This is a genomic window from Streptomyces sp. TE5632 (assembly GCF_054061295.1).
Genome location: NZ_JBSSEA010000003.1, coordinates 4,937,372 through 4,960,651 on the forward strand (window position 1 = coordinate 4,937,372; position 23,280 = coordinate 4,960,651).

Below are 23,280 nucleotides of genomic sequence, written 5' to 3' on the forward strand. Positions count from 1 at the left end.
GCGGCCATCGAAGCGCGAGGGGACACCCAGGGCGTCATTCTGCTCGAACTGACGCTTGAGTCATGGGAGTTGGGTTCGAGTGAGACTACCCGTACGAGTGGTTCCGTGGAGGGTTCCCGCGATGAGTGAGGGAATTGTGAATCGCCTGTGACCTTCGGGCGTCAACTCGCCTTTGCCAGCTGCCTGGTGACGGCCTTCGCGCCCCCGCAGGTGCGCGGACAGGTGGCGCAGATGTCCTCGGGGCGCAGGGTGTAGAACATGCAGCAGCTGATCCGGTCCCGGGTGTGCGTCGGTTCGCCCTCCGGCCCGCTCACCCGGCGGAACCCCGCCGCGCCGACGTACGGCTTGGTCGCGCCGGGCAGCAGGAGTTCCAGCTCCCGCAGGGCCCGCTCCTCCTCGCCGAGCAGTTGGCCGATGTACCGCAGGCTCTCCACGATCTCGTCGGTCGCCATGCCCCACAGGGCGCGGCCGCGCCGCCGCATCCGCGGGCCGAAGCCCGTCAGGACGGGTCCGAGGTGCTCGGCGACGGCGGTTCGCACCTCGGCCCGCAGCGCCTCCTCGTGCGGGACCACGCGGGCGCCGGGCAGCGAGGCCGCCGGGTCGTCGGGAAGGCAGGCGAAGGTGTCCGGCCGTACGGCCATGCGGCCCACGGCGAGTCCGGCGGCGGTGCGGTCGAAGGAGACGTGCGTCACGGGGTAGCGCGGCACGCGGCGGTGCAGGAACCACGGCACGGTGATCAGCAGGCAGGCGGGCCAGGCGTAGCGGTGCAGGCCGAAACTGGCGACCACGTCCGGGCGGGCCCGCTGCTCGTAGTCCCGCAGTATCTGGTTCTCGTCCCAGTCCAGGAAGGCGTCCAGCGCGCTCCCGCCGTCCCCTTCGGCCAGGGCGTCGGCGGTGACCCAGGCGCCGTCCCGGGGAGTCTCCTCGCCGGGGGCGAGTTCGGTGACGGCGAGTGCCGGGAAGACCTCTGCCAAGCGGGCGTACGCGTCCGCGACGGCCGAACCGGGCACTGCCATGGGACCACCCCTCCACGTCTCGTCGAGCCGGACGGACGCCCGCCCGACACCGGGCCAATAAAGGTAAGCCTCACCTTACCCAAGATCGCCGGGATGTGAACCGGAGGGCCCGGTGCCCTTAAGGTGCTTGACGAGCGAGTGACAAGCCGCCGTAATGACCCCAAGTACCGATACATCCGGAGGAGGACCCGGTGAAGCAGGGCACGAAGGGCTTTGTCGGGGTGGACGACGCGGGGGCCGGGCAGGGAGGCGCGGGCAGGGCCAGGGTGCCCGCCCAGCCCGGCGCGGAGGACGTGGACCGGCGACGGAACCGGCCGCGAGGTGCGGGGACCGGCGCCGCCGCACCCGGCGGGACCGGGGTCGACGGCGTGCGCGGTGAGCACACGCACAGCGAACCGGCCCTTCCCCTGCCCCTGCCCCGACGGCCCGTCCAGCGGTCCTCCGTACGCGGGCAGATCCTCGCCGCGCTGCGCACCGCCCTGGTGAGAGGTGATCTGCGGCCCGGTGCGGTGTACTCCGCGCCGGTGCTGGCCGAGCGGTTCGGGGTCTCCGCGACACCGGTCCGCGAGGCCATGCAGCAACTCACGCTGGAGGGCGCGGTCGAGGTGGTGCCGAACCGGGGGTTCCGGGTCGTGGAGCGGGGCGACCGGGAGCTGGCCGAACTGGCCGAGGTCCGGGCGCTGATCGAGATCCCGGTGGTGCTGCGGCTGTCCCGTACGGTGCCCGCCGAACGCTGGGCCGAACTGCGCCCCCTAGCCGAGGCCACGATCCGCGCCGCCTCCTCCGGCTGCCGTGCCACGTACGCCGAGTCCGACCGCGCCTTCCACCGCGCGGTGCTCGCCCTGGCCGGCAACGAACAGTTGCTCCGGATCGCCGAGGACCTGCACCGCCGTGCACAGTGGCCCCTGATCGGCTCCGCCCCCGGGGCCGGGGGCGGAGCGGCACGACTGGTGGCCGACGCCCACGAACACACCGCCCTGCTGGACGCGTTGATCGCGGATGACCCGGACACGGTGCGGTCACTGGTGGAGGAGCACTTCACCGGGGTGGTCTGAGAACGTCGGGGCGCCACTACGCCGGGGCCACTCCCGGCGCCGGCGGGGCCAGTTGGCGGGACAGCCAGGTGGGGACCCCGCCGAGCAGGCGCAACAGGCGGCGGGCCTCCTCCCGCAGGCGGGACGCCTCCGGGTCGGTCTCCGCGTCGGCGAGGGAGACCAGGGCCGGGGCCGTGCCGACCAGATAGCCCAGCTCCTCGCGGATCCGCAGTGATTCGGCGAAGCCGTGCCGGGCCTCCGCCAACTCGCCTTCTCTCAGGGCGAGTCCGGCGAGGTGACGCCAGGTGCCGGAGAGCAGCAGCGGATCGGCGTGCGCGGTGGCGGCCGCGTGGGCGCGGTGGTACGCGGCGCGCGCCGACTGCGGGGACCGGGTCAGGTTCTCGGCGATCAGCCCGCGCCGGAAGTCCAGCAGCGCCCGCGCCGCGGCCCCCGGCGGGATCAGCGCCGCCGCGCGTCCGAGCGCGGCCCGTGCCTCGTCGGCGCGGTCCCGCACGCCGAACAGGGTGGCGGCGTAGGCCAAGTACCCGCGTTCACAAGCGGCGGCGCCCCGCTCCTCGTCGCTGTCGGCCAGCGCCTCGGCCGTACGCAGCGCGTCCTCGGCCTCCTCCCACCCCGCCTCGGTGTACAGGCACCGCTCCACCAGGAGCGACGCCCGCTGCAGCGCGGTGGCCGGGGTCACCGGCGTGAGCAGGGCGGCGGCGTCGACCCAACAGGCGCGTGAGCGCAGCCGCCATACCGCGGTCTGGAGAGGATCGTCACCAGCGGTCGTTCCGTTACCAGACATGGCGGTATGCGCCACGTTGCCCTCCCCGAGCACGCCTTCGAGCTGTTGAGTGGTGGCCGCATCTCAGCACGAACAACGGGGCCGGGCCAAGAGGGTGGGTGAAGGATTTCACAAAGTCATGGATCAACGGGCACGAACGGTCAACTCCCTGACGGCGCCCGCGAGTCCCGACCGGCGCGCGACTCCACCGCACGCCACCCCCGCCCCGGGCGGCCCCGGCTCCCGCCGGCGGCCCGCCGTCAGCTCATGCGGAGGGCCAGGAAGAAGTCCAGCTTGTCCTCCAGGCGGGACAGGTCGCGGCCCGTCAGCTGCTCGATGCGGCCCACCCGGTACCGCAGGGTGTTGACGTGCAGATGCAGCCGGGAGGCGCAGCGGGTCCAGGAGCCGTCGCAGTCCAGGAAGGCTTCCAGGGTGGGGATCAACTCGGCGCGGTGGCGCCGGTCGTACTCCCGCAGCGGGTCCAGGAGGCGGGCGGTGAAGGCCCGTCGTACGTCGTCGGGGACGAAGGGGAGCAGCAGGACGTGCGAGGCCAGCTCGTGGTGGCCGGCCGCGCAGACCCGGCCCGGACGGGCCGCGGCCACGCGCCGCGCGTGCCGCGCCTCCTCCAGTGCCCCGCGCAGCCCCTCCGCCGAGTGCACGGCCGCGCTGACCCCGAGCGTGAGCCGCCCGTCGCCGTCCAGACCGGCCGTCAGCGGGTCCCGTACGGACTCCAGCAGGGTCTCCGCGAGGATCCCGCTCTCGTCGGAGCCCTCGTGCTCGCCCGCCACCGCCGGCAGCGGGACGAGCGCGATCGCCTCCTCCCCGGTGTGTGCCACCGCGAGCCGGTCGGACTGCTCGGGCCCCGTCGACGCCGGGTCGACCAGGATCTCCTCGAGCAGCGCCTGCGCGGCCGGGCCGCCCTCGATCCCGCCGCCGTCCCAGTCGACGCGGGCCACGACCACCTGCCAGTGCGGCGCGGCCCCGAGTCCGGGCAGCAGCACCGGCGCCGCCACCCGCAGTCGGGCCGCGACCTCGGCCGGCGCGGCTCCCGCCTGCACCAGCTCCAGCACCTCGTGCGCGAGCCGGCGGCGCACCGTGCGCGCCGCGTCCCGGCGGTCCCGCTCGACCGCGATCAGCTGGGTGACGCCGTACAGCAGGTCCAGCCGTTCCTCGGCCCAGTCCCCGGCGTCCGCCTCGACCGCCAGCAGCCAGTCCGACAGCACCGCCCCCCGGCCGTCCGGGCCGTCCTGGGCCCCGGGGGCGTCCCGCCCGTCCCGCGGGGTCCGCGCGGAGTGCCCGCCGCCGCGCACCGGGAAGAGGCTGTACGTGGTCCGGTCGTCCAGCGTCACCCGGTGCGGTCCGGGCCGGCCGGAGCGCGCGGCCGCCAGCTGCTCCGCCGCGAGCCGTGCGCCCACGTCCGCGGGCAGCCCCGGCCCCGCCGCCTTCGAACCGGCGATCAGCCGCCCGGTGGGCGAGAGCACCCACGCCCGCAGGTCCAGGTCGGTGCCGAGCAGATCGAGCACCACGTCCGGACCGCCGCCCGCCGGGCCCGACGTCATCATCCGCCGGTGCCGGTCCACCACGGCCGCGAGGTCCCCGGCCCGCTCGCCGGACACCTTCCGCACGACGTGCTCGGTGACGGTCGCGAAGGCCACCGACTCGTGCACCGCGAACAGCGGCAGCCGGTGCCGCGCACAGGCCGCGATCAGGTCGTCCGGGATGTCGCCCAGCTCGGCCTCACCGGCCGCCAGGGCGGCGATCCCCGCCCGCACCATGCGCCGTACGAACGGTTCCGAGTCGGCGGGGTCCCGGCGCCAGGCCAGGCCCGTGAGCACCAGTTCCCCGCCCGAGAGATAGCGGCTGGGGTCCTTGAGGTCGGTGGTCATCACCCCGTGCACGGTGCGGTCCAGCTCGTCCTCGCCGCCGAGCAGCCTGAGGCCCAGCGCGTCGGTCTCCAGCAGTGCGCGCAGCCGCATTCTCGTCGCCGCCGTTCCTTTTGTCGATATGTACGTCGATATGTGCGTCGATGCCTACGATGGGCCGTGGGGAGGGTTCCGCGGTTTCGGTGCAGCGTCCGGCATCCGGCTGATCGGTTGCGGTCGGCCGGTTACCAGAAGAGCGCTCTCCGTGTCCTCCGGATCCGTTGTTCCTGGAGGAAGACATGGGAATCACTGAGATCGCCGAAGTCGTCGAGGTCGCTGAAGCCCTCCCTTCATATGAATCTACAAGATGACCGCGCTGGCCAGCCAACTCCTTCATGGCTTCCGTGACTGACCCGGGTGGAGCAACGGACGGTGTACTGAGGCGCACTCCGAGTGAATCCCCCATGGACGAGCCGGGCCCGCCGGACACGGATCGGCTCGATCCCGTACGACTCACGGGAGGAACAACCCGACGCGCACGACACGAGACGAAGAAGAGAGTCGGTCATGGACTTCCTTCGCCCAGCCAGCTGGGAGGAGGCGCTCGCCGCGAAGGCCGAGCACCCCACCGCCGTACCGATCGCGGGCGGCACCGATGTGATGGTCGAGATCAACTTCGACCACCGCAGACCCGAGTACCTCATGGACCTCAACCGCATCGGCGACCTCGCCGAATGGGAGGTCGGCGAGGACACCGTACGGCTCGGCGCCTCCGTCCCGTACTCGAGGATCATGGAGCACCTGCGGGCCGAGCTGCCGGGTCTCGCCCTCGCCTCCCACACGGTCGCCTCCCCGCAGATCCGCAACCGCGGCGGGGTCGGCGGCAACCTCGGCACCGCCTCCCCGGCGGGCGACGCCCACCCGGCGCTGCTCGCCGCCGGTGCCGAGGTCGAGGCCGAGTCGGTGCGCGGGTCCCGCCGCATCCCGATCGACGCCTTCTACACCGGGGTGAAGCGCAACGCGCTGGCGCCGGACGAGCTGATCCGCGCCGTGCACATCAAGAAGGCCGACGGTCCCCAGCAGTTCTCCAAGGTCGGCACCCGCAACGCGATGGTCATCGCCGTGTGCGCGTTCGGCCTGGCACTGCACCCCGGGACCCGTACGGTCCGCACCGGCATCGGCTCCGCGGCACCCACGCCCGTACGCGCCACGGCCGCCGAGGAGTTCCTGAACGCGGCGCTCGACGAGGGCGGCTTCTGGGACAACGGGAAGATCGTCACACCGTCCGTGGCCAAGCAGTTCGCGGACCTGTGTGCCGCCGCCTGCAACCCGATCGACGACGTCCGGGGCACCGCGGGTTACCGCCGGCACGCCGTCGGCGTCATGGCCCGCCGCACGCTGACCTGGACCTGGGAGTCGTACCGCGGCGCCCGCCGTAGCACCGAGGGAGCCGCGTGATGCGTATCGACTTCACCGTCAACGGACGGCCCCAGCAGGCCGACGACGTGTGGGAGGGCGAGTCCCTGCTGTACGTGCTGCGCGAGCGGCTCGGCCTGCCCGGCTCCAAGAACGCCTGCGAACAGGGCGAGTGCGGCTCCTGCACGGTGCGCCTGGACGGCGTCCCGGTGTGCTCCTGCCTCGTCGCGGCCGGCCAGGTCGAGGGCCGTGACGTCGTCACGGTCGAAGGGCTGGCGGACTTCGCCCGGCAGCGTTCCCGCGGTGCCGGTACCGGACACGGTGCCACTCCCGCGGAAAGCGGCACCTCCTTGAACGAGGCCCACCGGTGGCAGGCGGCCCAGGGCGCCGACTCGCAGACCGGCGAGGGCGCCGAACTCGCCCCGATCCAGCAGGCGTTCATCGACGCCGGCGCCGTCCAGTGCGGCTTCTGCACCCCGGGCCTGCTGGTCGCCGCCGACGAGATGCTGGAGCGCAACCCCAGCCCGAGCGACGCGGACATCCGCGAGGCGCTGTCGGGCAACCTGTGCCGCTGCACGGGTTACGAGAAGATCATGGACGCGGTCCGCCTCGCCGCCGCCCGCCAGTCCGAGGGGGCCCGCGCATGACCACCCACGAGCCTCCCACGGCGCCCGGACCGGCCGGCACCCCCCTCGGCGCGCCCGCCACCCTCACCCAGGGCGCGCAGACCAGGGGCGGCATCGGAGAGTCCACCCTCCGCCCCGACGGCATCCTCAAGGTCACCGGTGAGTTCGCGTACTCCTCCGACATGTGGCACGAGGACATGCTATGGGGCCAGATCCTGCGCTCCACGGTCGCGCACGCCGAGATCGTGTCGATCGACACCTCCGAGGCCCTCGCGCTGCCGGGCGTGTACGCCGTCCTGACCCACGACGACCTGCCGACCGAGGTGAAGAACTACGGCCTGGAGATCCAGGACACCCCCGTCCTCGCCCACGGCAAGGTCCGCCACCACGGCGAGCCCGTCGCCATGGTCGCCGCCGACCATCCGGAGACCGCGCGCCGCGCCGCCGCCAGGATCAAGGTCGAGTACCGCGAACTCCCGGTCGTCACCGACGAGGCCTCCGCGCTCGCCCCCGACGCGCCCCTCGTCCACGAGAACCGGCAGGACCACCACGCGGGCCACGTCCCCCACCCCAACATCGTCCACCGCCAGCCGATCGTGCGCGGCGACGTGGCACGGGCCCGCGAACGGGCGGACGTCGTCGTCGAGGGCGAGTACACCTTCGGCATGCAGGACCAGGCGTTCCTCGGCCCCGAGTCGGGACTCGCCGTCCCCGAGGAGGACGGGGGCGTCCACCTCTACATCGCCACCCAGTGGCTCCACTCCGACCTGCGCCAGATCGCGCCCGTCCTCGGCCTGCCCGAGGACAAGGTACGGATGACCCTGTCCGGCGTCGGCGGCGCGTTCGGGGGCCGCGAGGACCTGTCCATGCAGATCCACGCCTGCCTGCTCGCCCTGCGCACCGGCAAGCCCGTCAAGATCGTCTACAACCGCTTCGAGTCCTTCTTCGGCCACGTCCACCGCCACCCGGCCAAGCTCTTCTACGAGCACGGCGCCACCCGCGACGGCAGACTGACCCATGTGAAGTGCCGCATCGTGCTCGACGGCGGCGCGTACGCCTCCGCCTCCCCGGCCGTGGTCGGCAACGCCACCTCCCTCGGCATCGGCCCCTACCGGGTCGACGACGTCGAGATCGAGGGCCTCGCCCTCTACACCAACAACCCGCCCTGCGGCGCCATGCGCGGCTTCGGCGCGGTCCAGGCGTGCTTCGCCTACGAGGCGCAGATGGACAGGCTGGCGCGGGAACTCGGCATGGACCCGGTGGAGTTCAGACAGCTCAACGCCATGGAGCAGGGCACGGTCATGCCCACCGGACAGCGGGTCGACTCCCCGGCGCCGGTCGCCGAACTCCTGCGCCGCGTCAAGGCGATGCCGATGCCGCCCGAGCGGCAGTGGGAGAGCAGCGAGGGCGCCGACGTACGCCAGCTGCCGGGCGGCCTGTCCAACACCACCCACGGCGAGGGCGTCGTCCGCGGCGTCGGCTACGCGGTCGGCATCAAGAACGTCGGCTTCTCCGAGGGCTTCGACGACTACTCCACCGCGCGCGTGCGGATGGAGGTGGTCGGCGGGCAGCCCGTGGCCACCGTGCACACCGCGATGGCGGAGGTCGGACAGGGCGGTGTCACCGTCCACGCCCAGATCGCCCGCACCGAGCTCGGTGTCGCCCAGGTGACCATCCAACCGGCCGACACCCGGGTGGGCTCGGCCGGTTCGACCTCCGCCTCCCGGCAGACCTATGTCACCGGAGGCGCCGTGCGCCACGCCTGCGAACTCGTCCGCGAGCGGGTGCTCGAACTCGGCCGGCGCCGGCTCGGCTCGTACCACCCGGCGTGGGCGACGGCCGAACTCCTGCTGGAGGGCGGCAAGGTCGTCACCGACGGCGGCGAAGTCCTCGCCGACCTGGTGGACGTCCTCGGCGACGAGGCCGTCGAGGTGGAGGAGGAGTGGCGGCACCGGCCGACCGAACCCTTCGACCTGCGCACCGGCCAGGGCAACGGGCACGTCCAGTACACGTTCGCCGCGCACCGCGCCGTCGTCGAGGTCGACACCGAACTCGGCCTGGTCAAGGTGATCGAACTGGCCTGCGCGCAGGACGTCGGCAAGGCGCTCAACCCGCTGTCCGTCATCGGCCAGATCCAGGGCGGTACCACCCAGGGCCTGGGCGTGGCGGTCATGGAGGAGATCCTCGTCGACCCGAAGACCGCGAAGGTCCGCAACCCCTCCTTCACCGACTACCTCATCCCCACCATCCTCGACACGCCGACCATCCCCGTCGACGTGCTCGAACTCGCCGACCACCACGCGCCGTACGGGCTGCGTGGCGTCGGCGAGGCCCCCACCCTGTCGTCCACCCCGGCGGTCCTCGCGGCCGTCCGGAACGCGACCGGGCTGGAGCTGAACCGCACGCCGGTACGACCGGAGCACCTGACCGGCACCGCATGACAGACCCTCCGGGCGGCGCACGAACGGCCACAGCACGCGCCGCCCGGAGCACCCGGCTCAGGAGGCCGAGAGATGCTGGACATCGCCGAGGAACTGCACCGGTGGGCCGAGCAGGGCCGCGACTTCGCGGTCGCCACCGTGGTGGCGGTCGCCGGCAGCGGGCCCCGCGGGCCCGGCGCCGCGCTGGCGGTGGACACCGACGGCACGGCGATCGGCTCGGTCTCCGGCGGCTGCGTGGAGGGCGCGGTGTACGCGCTGTGCGAGCAGGCGCTCCGGGACGGCGAAACCGTCCTGGAACGCTTCGGCTACAGCGACGAGGACGCCTTCGCCTCCGGTCTGACCTGCGGCGGCGTCATCGACATCCTGATCACACCGGTACGGGCCGCGGACCCCGTCCGCCCGGCGCTGACCACCGCGCTCGCCGCCGCCGCGCGAGGCGAGGCGGCGGCCGTGGCGCGGATCGTGAGCGGTCCCGCCGACCTGATGGGCCGCGCGCTCACGGTGCGCCCCGACGGCTCGTACGAGGGCGGTTTCGGCGACCGTCCGGGGCTCGACCGCACCGTGGCGGGGGAGGCGGGCGCGTTCCTGGACGCGGGCCGCACCGGCACCCTGGAGATCGGCGCGGAGGGTTCACGCTGCGGAGCCCCGGTGACCCTGCTGGTCGAGTCGGCGGTCCCGCCGCCCCGGATGATCGTCTTCGGCGCGATCGACTTCGCGTCGGCACTGGTCCGGGCCGGCGCGTTCCTCGGCTACCGGGTCACGGTGTGCGACGCGCGCCCCGTGTTCGCCACCCGGGCACGCTTCCCGGACGCCGACGAGATCGTCGTCGACTGGCCGCACCGGTACCTGGAACGCACCGACGTCGACGCCCGTACGGTCCTGTGCGTCCTCACCCACGACACGAAGTTCGACGTCCCCCTGCTCCGGCTCGCCCTGCGCCTCCCGGTCGCCTACGTCGGGGCGATGGGCTCCCGCCGCACCCACCTGGACCGCGAGGCCCGCCTGCGCGAGGCCGGCGTCACCGACCCGGAACTGTCCCGCCTGCGCTCCCCGATCGGCCTCGACCTCGGCGCCCGCACCCCGGAGGAGACGGCTCTGTCCATCGCCGCCGAGATCGTCGCCGTCCGTCGGGGCGGCACCGGCGTCCCCCTCACCGGCGCCCACACCCCGATCCACCGCGACGTCGAACCCACGCCGCCCGCAGTCGCACCCGCAGCCGCACCCGAGCCCGCGGGCAGGACCGGCTCGAGGGCGTGACGGTGGTGCCGCCGACGCGGTGATCACCCGCCGCTTCGGCCGTCAGGGCTGCCGCAGCAGGGTGTTCACCGCTCGTCCGAACACCTGGCGGGAGACCGACCGCAGTGCGGGGTCGCAGAAGGCGGGGAGGAAGCGGACCCGCAGGTCCTCGCGCCACAGGACGCGGGTGCGGCCGCCCGGCCCCGGGCGGACCTCGATCTCCGCCCAGCCCCGGACCACACGGCCCCGCTTCTCCAGGCGGCACAGGCCCGGGGAACCGGGGCCGGGAGGCTGCCACACCGTCACCTCCATCGGGTCGTCGAAGGTGAACGGGCCGAGACCCGAGCGGGCGACGACGACCGTGCCCTCGCCGGTGGGCGGGGGAGGGGTCACGGTGATCCGGGTGAGCGGGACCGCCGCTCCGTGGCGGTGCCACTCCGTGAGCCGACGCCAGGCCTCGTCGATCGGGAGGGGCGCCGTGCGCTGGAGCTGGAAGGTGGCCACGGAAGGATCCTAGGGAATCCCGCCCGCCCGGTCGCCCGGGCGGGAAGGGCTCACCCGCCTGGCCCAACCGGGGCGCGACATCACCGGGGGGCCGGGGCCGGCTGGGCGCGGAGGCGGAAGGCCGGCACCTGACGCAGCTCGAACTCCGTGCGCTCGGCCACCTCGCGGGCCTCCGCCACGACGTCACCCCGTTCGCGCACCAGGCCCTCGTAGACCGGGAGACCTTCGGTTCCCCCGAAGCTGCCGGCGTTGGTTCGAGGGCTCTGGGCGCTCTGGTGCTCCTGAGGGGTCTGCGCGGTCTGTGTGGTTCCACCGTTCTCGGTGGGGTGGGGATTCACTGGGGGCGGCCCTTCGTTGTGGGGTTGTTCCGGGGTGGTGCCCGACTGCATGAAAAAGGGCCGCTTCTCGCGTCCCGTACGGATCAGCGTCCGGTGGCCGCCACGGTGTTACACGTCTCGAGGAAATGTCCTGAATGGGCCTTGATGGGAAGGGCCGCCTCCCAGGCATGGAAAGGGGGCGTTGCGGGCTGCTCGTGGAAGCTCGCAACGCCCCCTGGCAATCACCTGAGGGGTGCTCAGGAAATCCGGTGCCTCACATCAACCCGTGGAACTACGAGTTGATCTGGGCCGTGACCTCCCCGGAGAAGGTGGTCAGCCGGGTGTACACGCCCGGGGATCCGGCCGCCGCGCAGCCGTCGCCCCAGGAGGTGATGCCCGCGAGCCGGCCGCCTATGAGCAGCGGTCCGCCGCTGTCGCCCTGGCAGCTGTCCACGCCGCCGGAGGAGTGGCCGGCGCACACCATGTCGCTCCGGACGAACCGGGAACCGTACGAACTGCCGCAGCTCGCGTCGGACACCGTCGGGACGGTCGCGGTGCGCAACTGGTTGGAGGAGCTGCCGCCCGAGGAGGTGGTGCCCCAGCCCAGGATGCGGGCGGTGGTGCCGGCCGCGTACACCGAGGTGTCCGAGGAGGAGACGTAGCCCGCCGTGGAGTACGGCATCGACGTCGACAGGGTCAGCACCGCGACGTCGTCGCCGCGGGTGACGCTGCGGTAGTCCGGGCTGATCCAGATCCTGCTGACGCGCGCCACCGTACCGTTGGTGCCGTTCAGGTAGGTGCGCCCGCCGACCACGCGCACACTGCCGGTGGTCTCGCCGACCATGCAGTGGGCGGCCGTGACCACCTTCGTGGGCGTGACCAGGGTGCCGCCGCAGAACTGGTTCTGTGCGGCGTCGGTGATCTGCATGACGAACGGGTACGCGGACGTCGTGGTCGTGGTGCCGCCGACGATCGGCTGGGGAGCGGCGGCGGCGGAGGGGGCGGTGAGCAGTGCGGTCGCGGCGGCGGCTGCGGTCGCCGCGACGAGCGCGGCGGCCTTCTTGGCGCGGGTGAGCCCGGACATCGGTCTCCTCGTCGGTTGCCGGTGGGGGGTCGCACGGGGTGGGGGGTTCAGCACGGGGACCGGGCCACCGGTCTCCGTGTGCCCGGCGAGCGGCACGGATTACGCTACGAGCCGGAGCGCCAGCCCCCAATGAGGGAAGCCCCTACGGGAGCCGGACAGGGAAAACCCTCGGTTGTCGGCACCCCGAACTCCCCCTCCGCCCCGGTTACTTCGTACGGCGGCCCGCCGCCAGTCGGACGATGTCCACCCGTGACCGGATACCCAGCTTCCGGTACACCCGGGTGAGGGTCGCCTCGACGGTCTTCACGCTGATGAACAGCCGACCGGCGATCTCCCGGTTGGTGGCCCCCTCCATCACCAGTGAGGCGACCTGCCGTTCCATCGAGGCGAGACCGTCCAGCGCGGCCGGGGTCGCCGGGGCGGCGGGCGCGGTCTCCGGTGCCACCGGACCGGCGGCCACGGCCGCGTCCACCTGGCGCAGCCAGGGCAGCGCGCGGCAGCGCCGGAACAGCCGTGCGGCCTCGTCGTACGGGGCCGGACCCGGGCCCCGGGCACGCAGCCGGGCCAGCGCGAACGCGGCCCGCGCCTCCTCCAGGCCGAGGCCCAGTGCGGCGAGCCGGCCCTGTGCCGACGTCAACTGCACCCGGGCGGCCTCGTGTTCGCCACGCGCCGCGCGTACCAGCGCCTCGGCGCGGTCGAGTACGGCCAGCACGCTCAAGCGGTTCAGACGCCGCGCGTGCACCCGTGTGACGTTGATGAGTTCCTGCGCCTCGCCGGGTTCACCGATCCGCACCAGCGCCTCGGCGAGATCGCCGTGCCAGCGGCCCCGCGCCGGGTCGTTGATGCCCATGCCGTGCTCCAACTCCCGCACCCGGCGCAGCGAACGGACCGCGGCCGCGGCGTCCCCGGCGACCAACCGGGCGTAGCCCAGGGCGGCCAGGGCGAGGGAGAGATACAACTGGTCGCCGTCCACCTCGGCGTGGTCCGCGGCCTCCCGGGCCAGCGCGAGCGCCCGGTCCACGTCCCCGCCGGAGGCCTCCGCGAGGGAGGCGAGCATGGCCGAGGCGCTCTCGCCGATCCCGGAGTCCCGGGCCAGCCGCAGGCTCTCGCGGGTCAGGTCCAGGGCCCGGCCGCAGTGTCCGGAACGCAGTTCGGTGTCGGCGAGCAGCCGCAGGAAGTGCATCTCGCTCTCGACCATGCCGCGCCGCCGGGCCTCCCGCAGCAGCCCGGTGATGCTCCTCCGGGCCTCGGGCAGCTGGTCGCTCATCAGCAGCCAGCGGAACCTGGCCGACGCGGCGCCGTTGTGGTGGCAGGCCACATCGGGGTCCTGGGGTTCCTGCAGGGCCCGCTCGATGGTGGCGGGCGCGTCCGGGTGGCCCATCAGGGTCTCGGTGGAGGACTGGAAGGCGAGCGCCATCAGCTCCGTACGCCGGTCCCCGCCGCGTGCGGCCAGTTCCGCCGCGTGCGCGGTCTCCAGCCGGGCCTTGGCGAAGTCGCCGTCCACCACCACCTCCCGCCAGGCCAGCTGGTAGTGGACCAGGGCGAGCAGCCGCGGGTCGTCGCCGGCGTCCGCCAGCACCTGCGGGTAGACCGCGTCGACCTCACCGAGCGCCTGCCCGGCCGCCTCGATGACCACCATCCACGCCCGCACCCGCTCCGCGGGCACCGTGGCCCGGGTCAGCACCTCGCGCGCGATGTCCCGGGCGAGATCCACCTCACCGGCGGTGATGGCGTCCTCGGCGGCCTGCAGCCGCCGCTCGTCCGGACTCGGCACGCTGCGGCCCGGCTCACCGCCGGCCGGCACCGTGTCCGCCTGCGTGCCGTCGGCCGACGGGGCCGCCGGCGTGTGGCGGGCGGCCAGCAGCCCCAGCGAGGCCGCGACCGAGGGCGCCCCCCGGTCCCGGGCCAGTGCGGCGGCCTCGGCGAGCCGGGCCGCCACCTCCGGATCGGTGCCGGTCGTGGCCAGGGCCAGATGCCGGGCCCGCTCGATGGGGTCGGAGGCCGCCGTGGACAGCGCGGCGTGCGCGGCCCGCCGCTCGTGCGCCGGGGCCTCCGCGTACAGCGCGGCCGAGATCAGCGGATGCGCGAAACGCAGGGCCGGCTCCTCCGGGTCCGTCGCCAGCAGCCCCAGCGCGGCGGCCTGGGCCGTCTCCTCCTCGGCGTGGTCCCGGCCGGCCGCGTGCAGCAGCGCCGGCGTGGGGCGGGCGCCGACGCTGGCCACCAGCAGGGTGCGGCGCGCCTCGTCCGACAGCATCTCCAGCCGGTTGAGCACCAGGGCCCGCAACGAGGTCGGCACCGGCAGCGGCTCACCGGGGCGGGGGCGGGTCGGGCTCTCGGCCAGGGCGCGGCCCAGTTCGAGCGCGAAGAGCGGGTTGCCGCCGCTGGTGCGGTGGATGTCACGGACGGTGGAACGGGACAGGCCCGTGTAGCCGCGGTGGTCGAGCAGCGTGGACACCTGGACACGGGAGAACGGGCCCAGCCGCACCACGCGCGTGTCCGGCGGGCAGGCCCGCAGATGACGGTCGTACTCCTCCAGGCCCTCCGTACGCACCGCGCACAGCATCTGCACGGGGGTGTCGCCGAGGCGCCGCGCGGCGAACCCGAGAAGCTCCGCGCTGGCCGGGTCCAGCCACTGCAGATCGTCGGCGACGACCAGGACGGGCCCCTCGGCGGCGAGCGCCCGCAGGGTGGACAGCACCGCCAGGCGCAGCGCGAGACCGTCCCGCTGGAGGGTCGACTCGCCGCGGCCGGTGAGCGCCGACTCCAGGGCGGTGCGTTGCGCGGCGGGCAGCGCACCGGAGACCCGGTCCAGGACCAGACCGAACAGATCGGCCAGCGCCAGGAACGGGAGATGGGATTCGGACTCGGTGGCCGAGCAGCGCAACACCGTGGGCGCCGCGCCGGCGTTTTCCGCCGCAAGTGCCCGCAGCACGGTCGACTTTCCTATTCCGGCGGGCCCGTGGAGCAGCACACTGCCCCCTCGGGCGAGCTGTTCGCGCGCCTCGGCGAACGGTTCCTCCCGGCCGATGACCAGGTCGGGGCGGCACCTGGCAGGCTCCTTGAAGTCCCCTCGCACGGTCACCGCTCCCCTTCTGTGTCGTGTCCTGGCCAATATTAGGCAACAGGCCCTTTCATTTCGGAGAGACGGCGTGGTGAGGGAAATAACAGCGTGCCGCGCGGATGAAATCCAAAGCCCCGGGACAGCGGTAAAGGCGGCCGTACGAGACCGCAGCACACCTGCCACCTACGGCAACCACCCCGCCCGGCGGGCCGCGACCACCGAGCCCGACCGCGCCGAGTGCTCCCGTCGGGCCGGCCGTCACCTGTTCGCCCCTTCGTCGCGGCTCCCGCGTGCCCACCCCCCGTTCGGGGGTAGTGGGACCTGCGTCACGGATTACACGATGGGGGAGAGCCGCCCGGCAAGGTTCGGCACCGAGGAGGACAGATGACGACGGCGACGGAGGAGTTCCGCAGGGCCCGGGACTTCCTGCTGGAACACCGCGACGACTACGCCACCGCCTACGAGGGGTTCCGCTGGCCGCGCCCCGAGCGGTTCAACTGGGCGCTCGACTGGTTCGACGTGATCGCGGACGGCAACGACCGCACCGCGCTGCACCTCGTCGAGGAGGACGGCGAGCAGACCGGACTGTCCTTCGCCGAACTGGCCCGCCGCTCCGACCAGGCCGCGAACTGGCTGCGCCAGCAGGGCGTACGCGCCGAGGACCGGGTGCTGGTCATGCTCGGCAACCAGGCCGAACTCTGGGAGACCGCGCTCGCCGCGATGAAACTGCGCGCCGTGGTCATCCCCGCCACCCCGCTGCTCGGCCCCGCCGATCTGCGCGACCGCGTCGACCGGGGCCGCGTCCGGCACGTGATCGCCCGCGCCGCCGACACGGCGAAGTTCGCCGAGGTACCCGGCGACTACACCCGGGTCGCGGTCGGCGCGGGAGCGGGCGACGCCTGGCTGCCGTACGAGGACGTCTACGGCGCCGCCGAGCACTTCGCACCCGACGGGCCCACCCTCGCCGACGACCCGCTGATGCTGTACTTCACCTCGGGCACCACGGCCCGGCCCAAGCTCGTCGAGCACACCCACACCACGTACCCCGTCGGGCACCTGGCCACCATGTACTGGATCGGGCTGAAGCCCGGCGACGTGCACCTGAACATCTCCTCACCCGGCTGGGCCAAGCACGCCTGGTCCAATCTCTTCGCCCCGTGGAACGCCGAGGCGACCGTCTTCCTGCACAACTACGCACGTTTCGACGCCGTCCGGCTGATGGCCGAGATGGACCGCGCCGGCGTCACCACCTTCTGCGCGCCGCCGACCGTGTGGCGCATGCTCATCCAGGCCGACCTCACCCGGTTGCGCACCCCGCCGCGCGAGGTCGTCGCCGCCGGTGAGCCGCTCAACCCCGAGGTCATCGAGCAGATCCGGCGCGCCTGGAACGTGACGATCCGCGACGGCTTCGGCCAGACCGAGACCGCCGTCCAAATCTCCAACAGCCCGGGCCAGCCCCTCAAGACGGGCTCCATGGGCCGCCCCAGCCCCGGCTACCGCGTCGCACTCCTCGACCCGGTCTCCGGCGAGCCCGCCGCCGAGGGCGAGATCGCGCTCGACCTGTCGCACCGTCCGGTGGGCCTGATGACCGGCTACCACGGCGACCCCGACCGCACCGCGGAGGCCATGGCCGGCGGCTACTACCGGACGGGCGACATCGGTGCGCGGGACGAAGACGGATACATCACGTATGTCGGGCGCGCGGACGACGTCTTCAAGGCGAGTGACTACAAGATCAGTCCCTTCGAGCTGGAGAGCGCCCTGCTGGAGCACGAGGCGGTCGTCGAGGCGGCCGTGGTGCCCGCCCCGGACGAGCTGCGCCTGGCCGTGCCCAAGGCGTACATCGTGCTCGCGGAGGGCAGGCAGCCCGGCCCGGACACCGCGAAGGAGCTCTTCGAGCACTCCCGCAAGGTGCTCGCCCCCTACAAGCGGATCCGCAGGCTGGAGTTCGGCGAGCTGCCCAAGACCGTCTCCGGCAAGATCCGCCGCATCGAGCTGCGCGAGGCCACGGCGGCGGGCTCCGGCGCCGAGTACCGCGAGGAGGACTTCCGGTGACGCCTTTGACTCCTTCCCCGCACCCCCCTCGCAGGCGGCTCCGGCCGCGTCGACGCCGGACCACGCGTCGCGTCATCCGGGGGTGACCCCGGTGGTCAGGGGGATCGGCGTCGACCGTCTCCCGTGAGACCGCCCGCAACGGCGGCCAGTGCCGGTACCGTGCCGTCGACCGGATACGAGAAGACCTCCGGCCCTGGACAGCGGGGCCGGAGGTCTTCTTCGCCGAGCGCCGGGCAGGCCTTGCACCTGCATCTCCCCGCAGGAAGCGGGGCGTCTTTCCTTGGACCACCGACGCATCACCCGCCACCGGCGAAGCCGGCGGCGTGTACAAGATCCACTCTACCGCAGTCGGAGCAGGCGGTACACCGCGCGTACGCAACCCGGCACTGATCTCCCGGGTCGTGCAACATTGCTGTGTTCCATGCCATTTCGGCGGAGAGTGCAGAGATGTGCCACCGTGCCCGTCGTTTCCCCGGTCGACTGCCCCGCAGCGGGCGCCGGGTCGGCGACCGCCAGAAACAACGCCGTTCAGCGGCGTCTGCGGGCTCGTCCTGGCCAGCGTGCCGGCAGCCCGCACTCGACTCCCCCGGTGAGGCGTCCGACCCCGGGTCGGACGCGCTGTGGGTCCTGCTCACCGCCCTCGCCTCCGCGCCCGCCCGCGGCTATGCCCACGTTGTGGCGCATCGGATGTCGGCGGACCGCGGCGGTGCCGGGGTCGGGCTGCGCGCGATGCTCGCCGAGTGGCCGGTCGTCGCGGCGGCTGTCCCCACCGTCGTGCTGCTGCTGACCGCGGTGCCCTCGTGGTGGACGGAGGCCGAGGCGGTGGACACCGCACTGGCGCTCAACGCCTTGCTGCTCGCCGGGTGGGGAGTGTGGAGCGCGCGCGGCGTGGGCCGTGGATCGGCTGCTTCGCTCCGGGCCGGAACCGGCGACATGCTGGTCGGCCTGATGGTCATCGTGGCCAACGCCCTGATCGAGTAGCGGCTGTGGCCGCCGGCGTCCGGGTCGCCGCTGAAAGCACCCCACCCGCGCAGGCCGCCACCGGCCATGCCGAGCGGCGGGCGCTGCTTCCCCCGGACCTTGCCGCCCGGCTCTGCTCAGGAGAACGGGCGGCTCATGTTCACGGGGACGGTCAACAGCACGCTGCACTCCGGGCCTTGGGCGACGAACCGCTGTCCGCAGGTGCCTGATGGCTCCTGTGCCTAGACTGGCCTTCAGTGCAAATCCCCTCAATTCGGCCAGACGGGGCTGAGGAGGTGATGTGTGATGGCGAAGGTACTTTTCGTGGTCACCGGAGCTGCGTACCTGGTCCTGAAGGACGGCACGAGGTACGCCACCGGCTACTGGGCGGAGGAGTTCGCGCAGCCGTACAAGGCGATCACGGAGGCAGGCCACGAGGTCGTCGTCGCGACGCCCAACGGCGTGACGCCGACCGTCGACATGATGAGTCTGCGCCCGGCCATGGCCGGCGGTGAGGAGGGAGCGCTCGAACTGGAATCCATCATCCGTTCCGCGGAGGTCATGCGCCGGCCGATCAAACTCTCGGACGTGCGGCTGCAGGACTACGACGCGGTGTACCTGCCCGGAGGCCACGGCCCGATGCAGGACCTGTCGGTGGACGCCGACGCGGGACGGATACTGACCGAACAACTCGCCTCGGGCAAACCGCTCGCAATCGTGTGCCACGCCCCTGCCTCGATGCTGGCCACCAGGATCCACGGCGAGTCGCCCTTCAGGGGCTACCGGGTCACGGGCTTCACCAATGAAGAGGAGGAGGCTGTCGGGCTGGCCGACAAGACGCAGTGGCTGCTCGAGGACGAGCTCAAGGAGAAGGTCGGCGTCGAGTACAGCCGGGGCGAGATGTGGAAGCCGTACGTGGTCGAGGACCGCAACCTGATCACCGGGCAGAATCCCCACTCCGCCGAAGTGCTCGCGGAACGGCTGCTGAAAACCCTCGTGTGAGAGCTCTGATGAGGTGAGGCGGCGTCCGACCCTGATCGCGGCCCCGCTCGGGGGAGACAGACGACCACCAGCGAACTCGCCCTTCCCGCCGTCCCCGGGACCTTCACCGAACGGAGCGGAACCGATGCAGGAGTTCCTCGTCGAAATCACCACGACGATCCCTGAGGGGACCAGCCAGGACGAGGTCGACCGGCGGAGGGCGGCCGAGGCGGTCCGCGCGGGGGAGCTCTCGACGACCGGCAACCTGGCCCGATTGTGGCGTCCCGTCGGCGAGTTGCGCAGTATCGGGGTCTGGCGGGCCGCGGACGAAAAGGAGCTCCGGGAGAAGGTGCTCGGCACACTGCCGCTGCGTCCCTGGATGACTCTCACCGTCACCCCGCTCGAACCCCACCCCAACGACCCCGGTCGGGCCACCGACGGCACGCGGTGATGGCAGAACTCCCACAGGCCACGGGCCGCCGGGCAAGTAGTGCCCGCGTGCCAGGGTGAGGCGCCGCTCCTCACAGGTCCAGGACGACCCCCTCGGTGGGCTTGGAGCAGCAGATGAGGATGTTGCCGTCGGCGGGGGGCTCGACCGGGTCGGGAGCGTACCGCACTGCCCCGGACATGAGGGCGAGTTCGCAGGTGTGGCAGACGCCGGTTCGGCACGACCATCTGACGGGGACATCGCAGGCTTCGGCGAGTTCGAGCAGGGACTCCCGGGCGTCGCTCCAGGGGACCTCGAGACCGCTGCGGGCGAAGGAGACCGGGGGACCGGTGCCCGCCCGCCCGGCGGGCTGGTGGGGTGCGGCTGTCGCCGCACCGTCGATCCCGGGAGTGAGGGACGGACCCGCGCCGAAGATCTCGGTATGGACGCGGGAGGCATCCAGGCCCGCGTCGACGAGGGCGGTGGTGATGCTGTCCATGAAGGCTCCGGGGCCGCACAGGTAGGCGTCGGCGTCGATGGGCAGCCCCAGGCCGGGAATACGGTCGCCCGACAGGTGGCCGGTGTCCGTGTAGTCGACGTCCCGGCAGTCTTCGGCGGTCGGTTTGCTGTAGTAGATCCTCGCCCGGGCACGCGGAAGCATGCCGACCAGTTCCCGGCTCTCCCGGGCGAAGGGGTGCTCCGTGCCGTCATGGGCCCCGTGCAGCCACCACACCTGGCGGCTGGAGCGGTCGCGGGCGAGTGCGTGCAGCATCGCCAGCACGGGAGTGACCCCGACGCCGGCCGACAGCAGGACCACCGGATTGTCCCCGGCGGTCAGGCAGAAGGTACCGCGGGGTGCCGCGACGTCGAGGTGGTCGCCGGTGGATACGTGGCTGCGCAGGCGGTTGCCGGCCGCGCCGTGGATTTCGGCCTTCACGCTGATCCGGTACGTTCCGGTGCCCGGCTCGCCGGACAGTGAGTAACTGCGGATCAGCGGCGGCGCGTCCCCCTCGGGCGGGACCTTGACCGTGACGAACTGCCCCGGCAGTGCCGTCGGCAGATCCGAACCGTCGGGGGCGGCCAGCGACAGGGAGAACACGCTACGGCTCTCGGGCCGGATGCGGGTGACGACCAGCGGGCGGAAGCCCGGCCAGGCCGGGCGCGGGGCGGTGGCCGCGGCATTCAGCCCGGCGCTGCCGGACGTCTTGGCGGCCTCGCCGTCCCCCTGGTCCAGCAGGGCCTTCATGGACGCCTGCCAGCCGGGGCTGAGCGCGGGGATCCGCAGCGCGCGTTCGACCTGTCGGCGGGTGTGCCCGGGCAGGTAGAGCACCCGGTCGATCTCCTCGACGGTCATCGCCTCGGGTCCGGTGGAGACCTTGACGATCTCCTGCCCGGCTTCGACCTCGCCTTCCTCGAGCACACGCAGATAGAAGCCGGGCCGGTGGTGTGCCACCAACAGGGCCGCCATCCGCGGCTCGCCCATCCGCAGGCCGACCCGGTAGCAGGTCACCCGCGGCTGGGTGACCTCGAAGAGAGCGTCGCCGATGCGGTAGCGGTCACCGATACAGACCTCGTTGTCCGGCAGGCCGTCGACGGTGAAATTCTCCCCGAACTGCCCTGGTCGGAGATCGTCGCGGCCGAGTTCGCGAGCCCAGAAACGGTAGGAATCGGTCTGGTACACGAGCACTGCCCGCTGCTCGCCTCCGTGACCGCCCTGATCGCCCTGGCCGTCACCGTCGATGTTCAGCCGCCGCGCCATCCGCGGCCCGGACACGGGCCTCTTGTAGACGCCGGTGTGCACGGTCTTGCCGTGCCAGGGGACGTCCTTCGGCATCCCGACGCTCAAGGCTCTCAATGTGGCCACCCTGCCACCTCCCTTGCGGGGAGCTGCTTCGGGAACTCCGCCGGGGAACACCTGCGGCCTCGCCCGGGTGCACACCGGCCTCAGGCTCTCGCCCGCACCGGCCGCCGCGCCCATGTCCTTCGAGGAGAGGCATCACGACCGTGTGGCCCGGCGCCACGATGGCAACGCGGCAAGCACCCCACCGGCTGCACACGGGCCCCACGGGCAAGCGTACCCACGCGAACCGGCACACCGCATCAGACCGACGAGGCACGACGTCTCCTCGTCGACGGCACCAGTGCCTGTACCCACTGTCGGCACTGTCGGCCGGCTCGGCGATCAGGTACGCGGCGGGCCGGTCCCGTGCGTCGGCCGCGACCCAGCAGTACCCCGCCCGCCGGTGGTGCTGGAGGGTGTCCAGGGCGGGCGGTTCGTCGTCGGCGATCTCCGCCATGCCCAGGGCACGGAAGGGGGGCGCCGGCGGCCCGTTCGACGTCCTGGAGGGCGGGCGGCTCGTCGGGGGCGGCGGGGCGGATGCGCATATGCCGAGTAGCCGAGTAGCCGAGTAGCCGAGTAGCCGAGTATCGGACGGTGGCGGCGGGCGCGTCGCCGGTTTTCCGGGGCCGGCTCTCAGGTCCGGGTGGCGTCCAGGGCGTCGGCCGGGGCGTTCACCGGCTGCGGGGTGCCGGTGAGGTCGAGCAGGAACAGCGGGACGCCGAGACGGTCGGCGCGGTCCCGGGCGTCCGGGGCGTACCCGGTGAGGGAGAAGTACAGGCACTGGGCGGACTCCGTCATGGCGGTCAGCCACAGGCACTCCACGTCCCGCGGGGTCGCCCGACGCGCGGACGGGTCCAGGAGGACGACGACACCCCGGCCGGCCAGCCCGATGCCGGACGGGGGACGCCGGTCGGCGCGGCGGATGTCCCCGTGGCCGAGCTGCCGCAGATAGAGCACGGTGGCGGTGACCGCGTCGCGGGCGCTGTGGATCGGCACGGAACGGAAGGCGGGGCGCGCAGCGGCGCCGGTCTCCCGGGGGCCGGGTGCGGGCGTGGCGTCCGGGCGGGGCATGTCGTCCGGCGCGGGTGTGGCGTCGGGGCCGGGCGGGGTGTCCGGGTCGGCCAACGGGATCCGCAGTAGTGTCCCGCACGGGCAACCGAGTTCAGGCCGCGGCCACTCGCCGGGCCGCCCGCAGTCCCCGCAGCGCACGGTGACCCAGTCGTCCTGCCAGACGCGGTGGACGACCGGGGTGGGCGCCGTGTTCCCGTCCAGCGGCAGGGCGACGGGCGCGCCGCACACACAGGGGTACGACGGCGCCGTGTAACGGTGCGCGCCGCGGCAGGCCGGACAGCGCACGGACACGGACACGCTCTCGGGCATGGCCCCACCACTTCCGTTCCTGGACGACTCGGCCTCAGACCGGCGTCCCCATCGTCCTCCCGCAGGCCCGCCCTGTCCGGCGGTTGCCACTCCCGGACGGCGCTCGTGCCGTCTCTTGGCGCCGTCGTTCCGCTCTCTTGACGGCCTTCGCCCACCCTGCCTACATTAATTCCAGATAGCAGAAGTTGTTTTCCGCAATCCGGAATAAACGCACCGCGGGGCGCGACGGGAGTGCGAATCCGACAGCTGAAGCAGG

General features: G+C 72.9%; 17 protein-coding genes and 1 pseudogene. 9 read left to right on the forward strand and 9 right to left on the reverse strand.

Annotated features, from left to right (window positions below):
• Window positions 1–161: 161 nt before the first annotated feature.
• Window positions 162–1,016, reverse strand: coding sequence for a (2Fe-2S)-binding protein (locus ACVW19_RS27770; protein WP_457462723.1), 855 nt, complete (start codon window positions 1,014–1,016; stop codon window positions 162–164).
• 191 nt (window positions 1,017–1,207) lie between these two features.
• Between ACVW19_RS27770 and ACVW19_RS27775 the strand changes: the two genes are divergently transcribed.
• Complete coding sequence (locus tag ACVW19_RS27775) at window positions 1,208–2,071, forward strand: GntR family transcriptional regulator (RefSeq protein ID WP_457462725.1); 864 nt, start codon at window positions 1,208–1,210, stop codon at window positions 2,069–2,071.
• Between the two features lie 16 nt (window positions 2,072–2,087).
• On the opposite strand, the gene ACVW19_RS27780 is transcribed toward ACVW19_RS27775, so the two are convergent.
• Window positions 2,088–2,855, reverse strand: a complete 768-nt coding sequence (locus ACVW19_RS27780) for a hypothetical protein (RefSeq protein ID WP_457462726.1) — start codon at window positions 2,853–2,855, stop codon at window positions 2,088–2,090.
• A gap of 239 nt (window positions 2,856–3,094) precedes the next feature.
• Entirely contained in the window at window positions 3,095–4,810 is a 1,716-nt protein-coding gene (locus ACVW19_RS27785; RefSeq protein ID WP_457462727.1) for a PucR family transcriptional regulator, read from the reverse strand.
• 453 nt (window positions 4,811–5,263) lie between these two features.
• On the opposite strand from ACVW19_RS27785, the gene ACVW19_RS27790 reads away from it, so the two are divergent.
• The 4 genes from ACVW19_RS27790 (at window position 5,264) to ACVW19_RS27805 (ending at window position 10,436) form a co-directional block, all read left to right on the forward strand.
• A complete protein-coding gene (locus ACVW19_RS27790) occupies window positions 5,264–6,154 on the forward strand; it encodes an FAD binding domain-containing protein (RefSeq protein WP_202278551.1) in 891 nt (296 codons plus the stop codon).
• Window positions 6,154–6,759 (forward strand): (2Fe-2S)-binding protein, encoded by a 606-nt coding sequence (locus tag ACVW19_RS27795; RefSeq protein ID WP_457462729.1) that lies wholly within the window; start codon window positions 6,154–6,156, stop codon window positions 6,757–6,759. Before ACVW19_RS27790 ends, ACVW19_RS27795 begins: the two co-directional genes overlap by 1 nt.
• Window positions 6,756–9,179 (forward strand): xanthine dehydrogenase subunit D, encoded by a 2,424-nt coding sequence (pucD, locus tag ACVW19_RS27800; RefSeq protein WP_457462731.1) that lies wholly within the window; start codon window positions 6,756–6,758, stop codon window positions 9,177–9,179. The genes ACVW19_RS27795 and pucD overlap by 4 nt, the downstream gene beginning before the upstream one ends.
• Before the next feature lie 72 nt (window positions 9,180–9,251).
• Window positions 9,252–10,436 (forward strand): XdhC family protein, encoded by a 1,185-nt coding sequence (locus ACVW19_RS27805; protein WP_457462733.1) that lies wholly within the window; start codon window positions 9,252–9,254, stop codon window positions 10,434–10,436.
• A 42-nt stretch (window positions 10,437–10,478) separates the two neighbouring features.
• On the opposite strand, the gene ACVW19_RS27810 is transcribed toward ACVW19_RS27805, so the two are convergent.
• From ACVW19_RS27810 to ACVW19_RS27825, 4 genes are all read right to left on the reverse strand, one after another.
• Window positions 10,479–10,919, reverse strand: coding sequence for an SRPBCC family protein (locus ACVW19_RS27810; RefSeq protein ID WP_457462735.1), 441 nt, complete (start codon window positions 10,917–10,919; stop codon window positions 10,479–10,481).
• An 80-nt stretch (window positions 10,920–10,999) separates the two neighbouring features.
• Complete coding sequence (locus ACVW19_RS27815) at window positions 11,000–11,257, reverse strand: hypothetical protein (protein WP_457462737.1); 258 nt, start codon at window positions 11,255–11,257, stop codon at window positions 11,000–11,002.
• A 271-nt stretch (window positions 11,258–11,528) separates the two neighbouring features.
• Window positions 11,529–12,320 carry a S1 family peptidase gene (locus tag ACVW19_RS27820; RefSeq protein ID WP_457462739.1) on the reverse strand — a complete coding sequence of 264 codons (792 nt, stop codon included), beginning with the start codon at window positions 12,318–12,320 and terminating at the stop codon, window positions 11,529–11,531.
• 205 nt (window positions 12,321–12,525) lie between these two features.
• The gene (locus ACVW19_RS27825; protein WP_457462741.1) at window positions 12,526–15,402 is read right to left on the reverse strand and encodes an AAA family ATPase; all 2,877 of its coding nucleotides are present in this window, start codon (window positions 15,400–15,402) and stop codon (window positions 12,526–12,528) included.
• Between the two features lie 363 nt (window positions 15,403–15,765).
• On the opposite strand from ACVW19_RS27825, the gene ACVW19_RS27830 reads away from it, so the two are divergent.
• The 4 genes and pseudogenes from ACVW19_RS27830 to ACVW19_RS27845 all read left to right on the forward strand — a co-directional run bounded on the left by ACVW19_RS27830 (window position 15,766) and on the right by ACVW19_RS27845 (window position 19,828).
• On the forward strand, window positions 15,766–17,436 hold the full coding sequence (locus ACVW19_RS27830; RefSeq protein ID WP_457462743.1) for an AMP-binding protein: 1,671 nt from the start codon (window positions 15,766–15,768) through the stop codon (window positions 17,434–17,436).
• A 449-nt stretch (window positions 17,437–17,885) separates the two neighbouring features.
• Window positions 17,886–18,417: pseudogene (locus ACVW19_RS27835) on the forward strand (hypothetical protein).
• A gap of 285 nt (window positions 18,418–18,702) precedes the next feature.
• Window positions 18,703–19,398, forward strand: a complete 696-nt coding sequence (locus ACVW19_RS27840) for a type 1 glutamine amidotransferase domain-containing protein (protein WP_457462744.1) — start codon at window positions 18,703–18,705, stop codon at window positions 19,396–19,398.
• A 124-nt stretch (window positions 19,399–19,522) separates the two neighbouring features.
• Window positions 19,523–19,828 carry a muconolactone Delta-isomerase family protein gene (locus ACVW19_RS27845; protein WP_457462745.1) on the forward strand — a complete coding sequence of 102 codons (306 nt, stop codon included), beginning with the start codon at window positions 19,523–19,525 and terminating at the stop codon, window positions 19,826–19,828.
• A gap of 70 nt (window positions 19,829–19,898) precedes the next feature.
• Here the strand turns inward: ACVW19_RS27845 and ACVW19_RS27850 are convergent, their stop codons facing one another.
• A complete protein-coding gene (locus tag ACVW19_RS27850) occupies window positions 19,899–21,650 on the reverse strand; it encodes an MOSC domain-containing protein (protein ID WP_457462747.1) in 1,752 nt (583 codons plus the stop codon).
• Between the two features lie 627 nt (window positions 21,651–22,277).
• Window positions 22,278–23,024, reverse strand: coding sequence for a hypothetical protein (locus tag ACVW19_RS27855; protein ID WP_457462749.1), 747 nt, complete (start codon window positions 23,022–23,024; stop codon window positions 22,278–22,280).
• Window positions 23,025–23,280 lie beyond the last annotated feature (256 nt).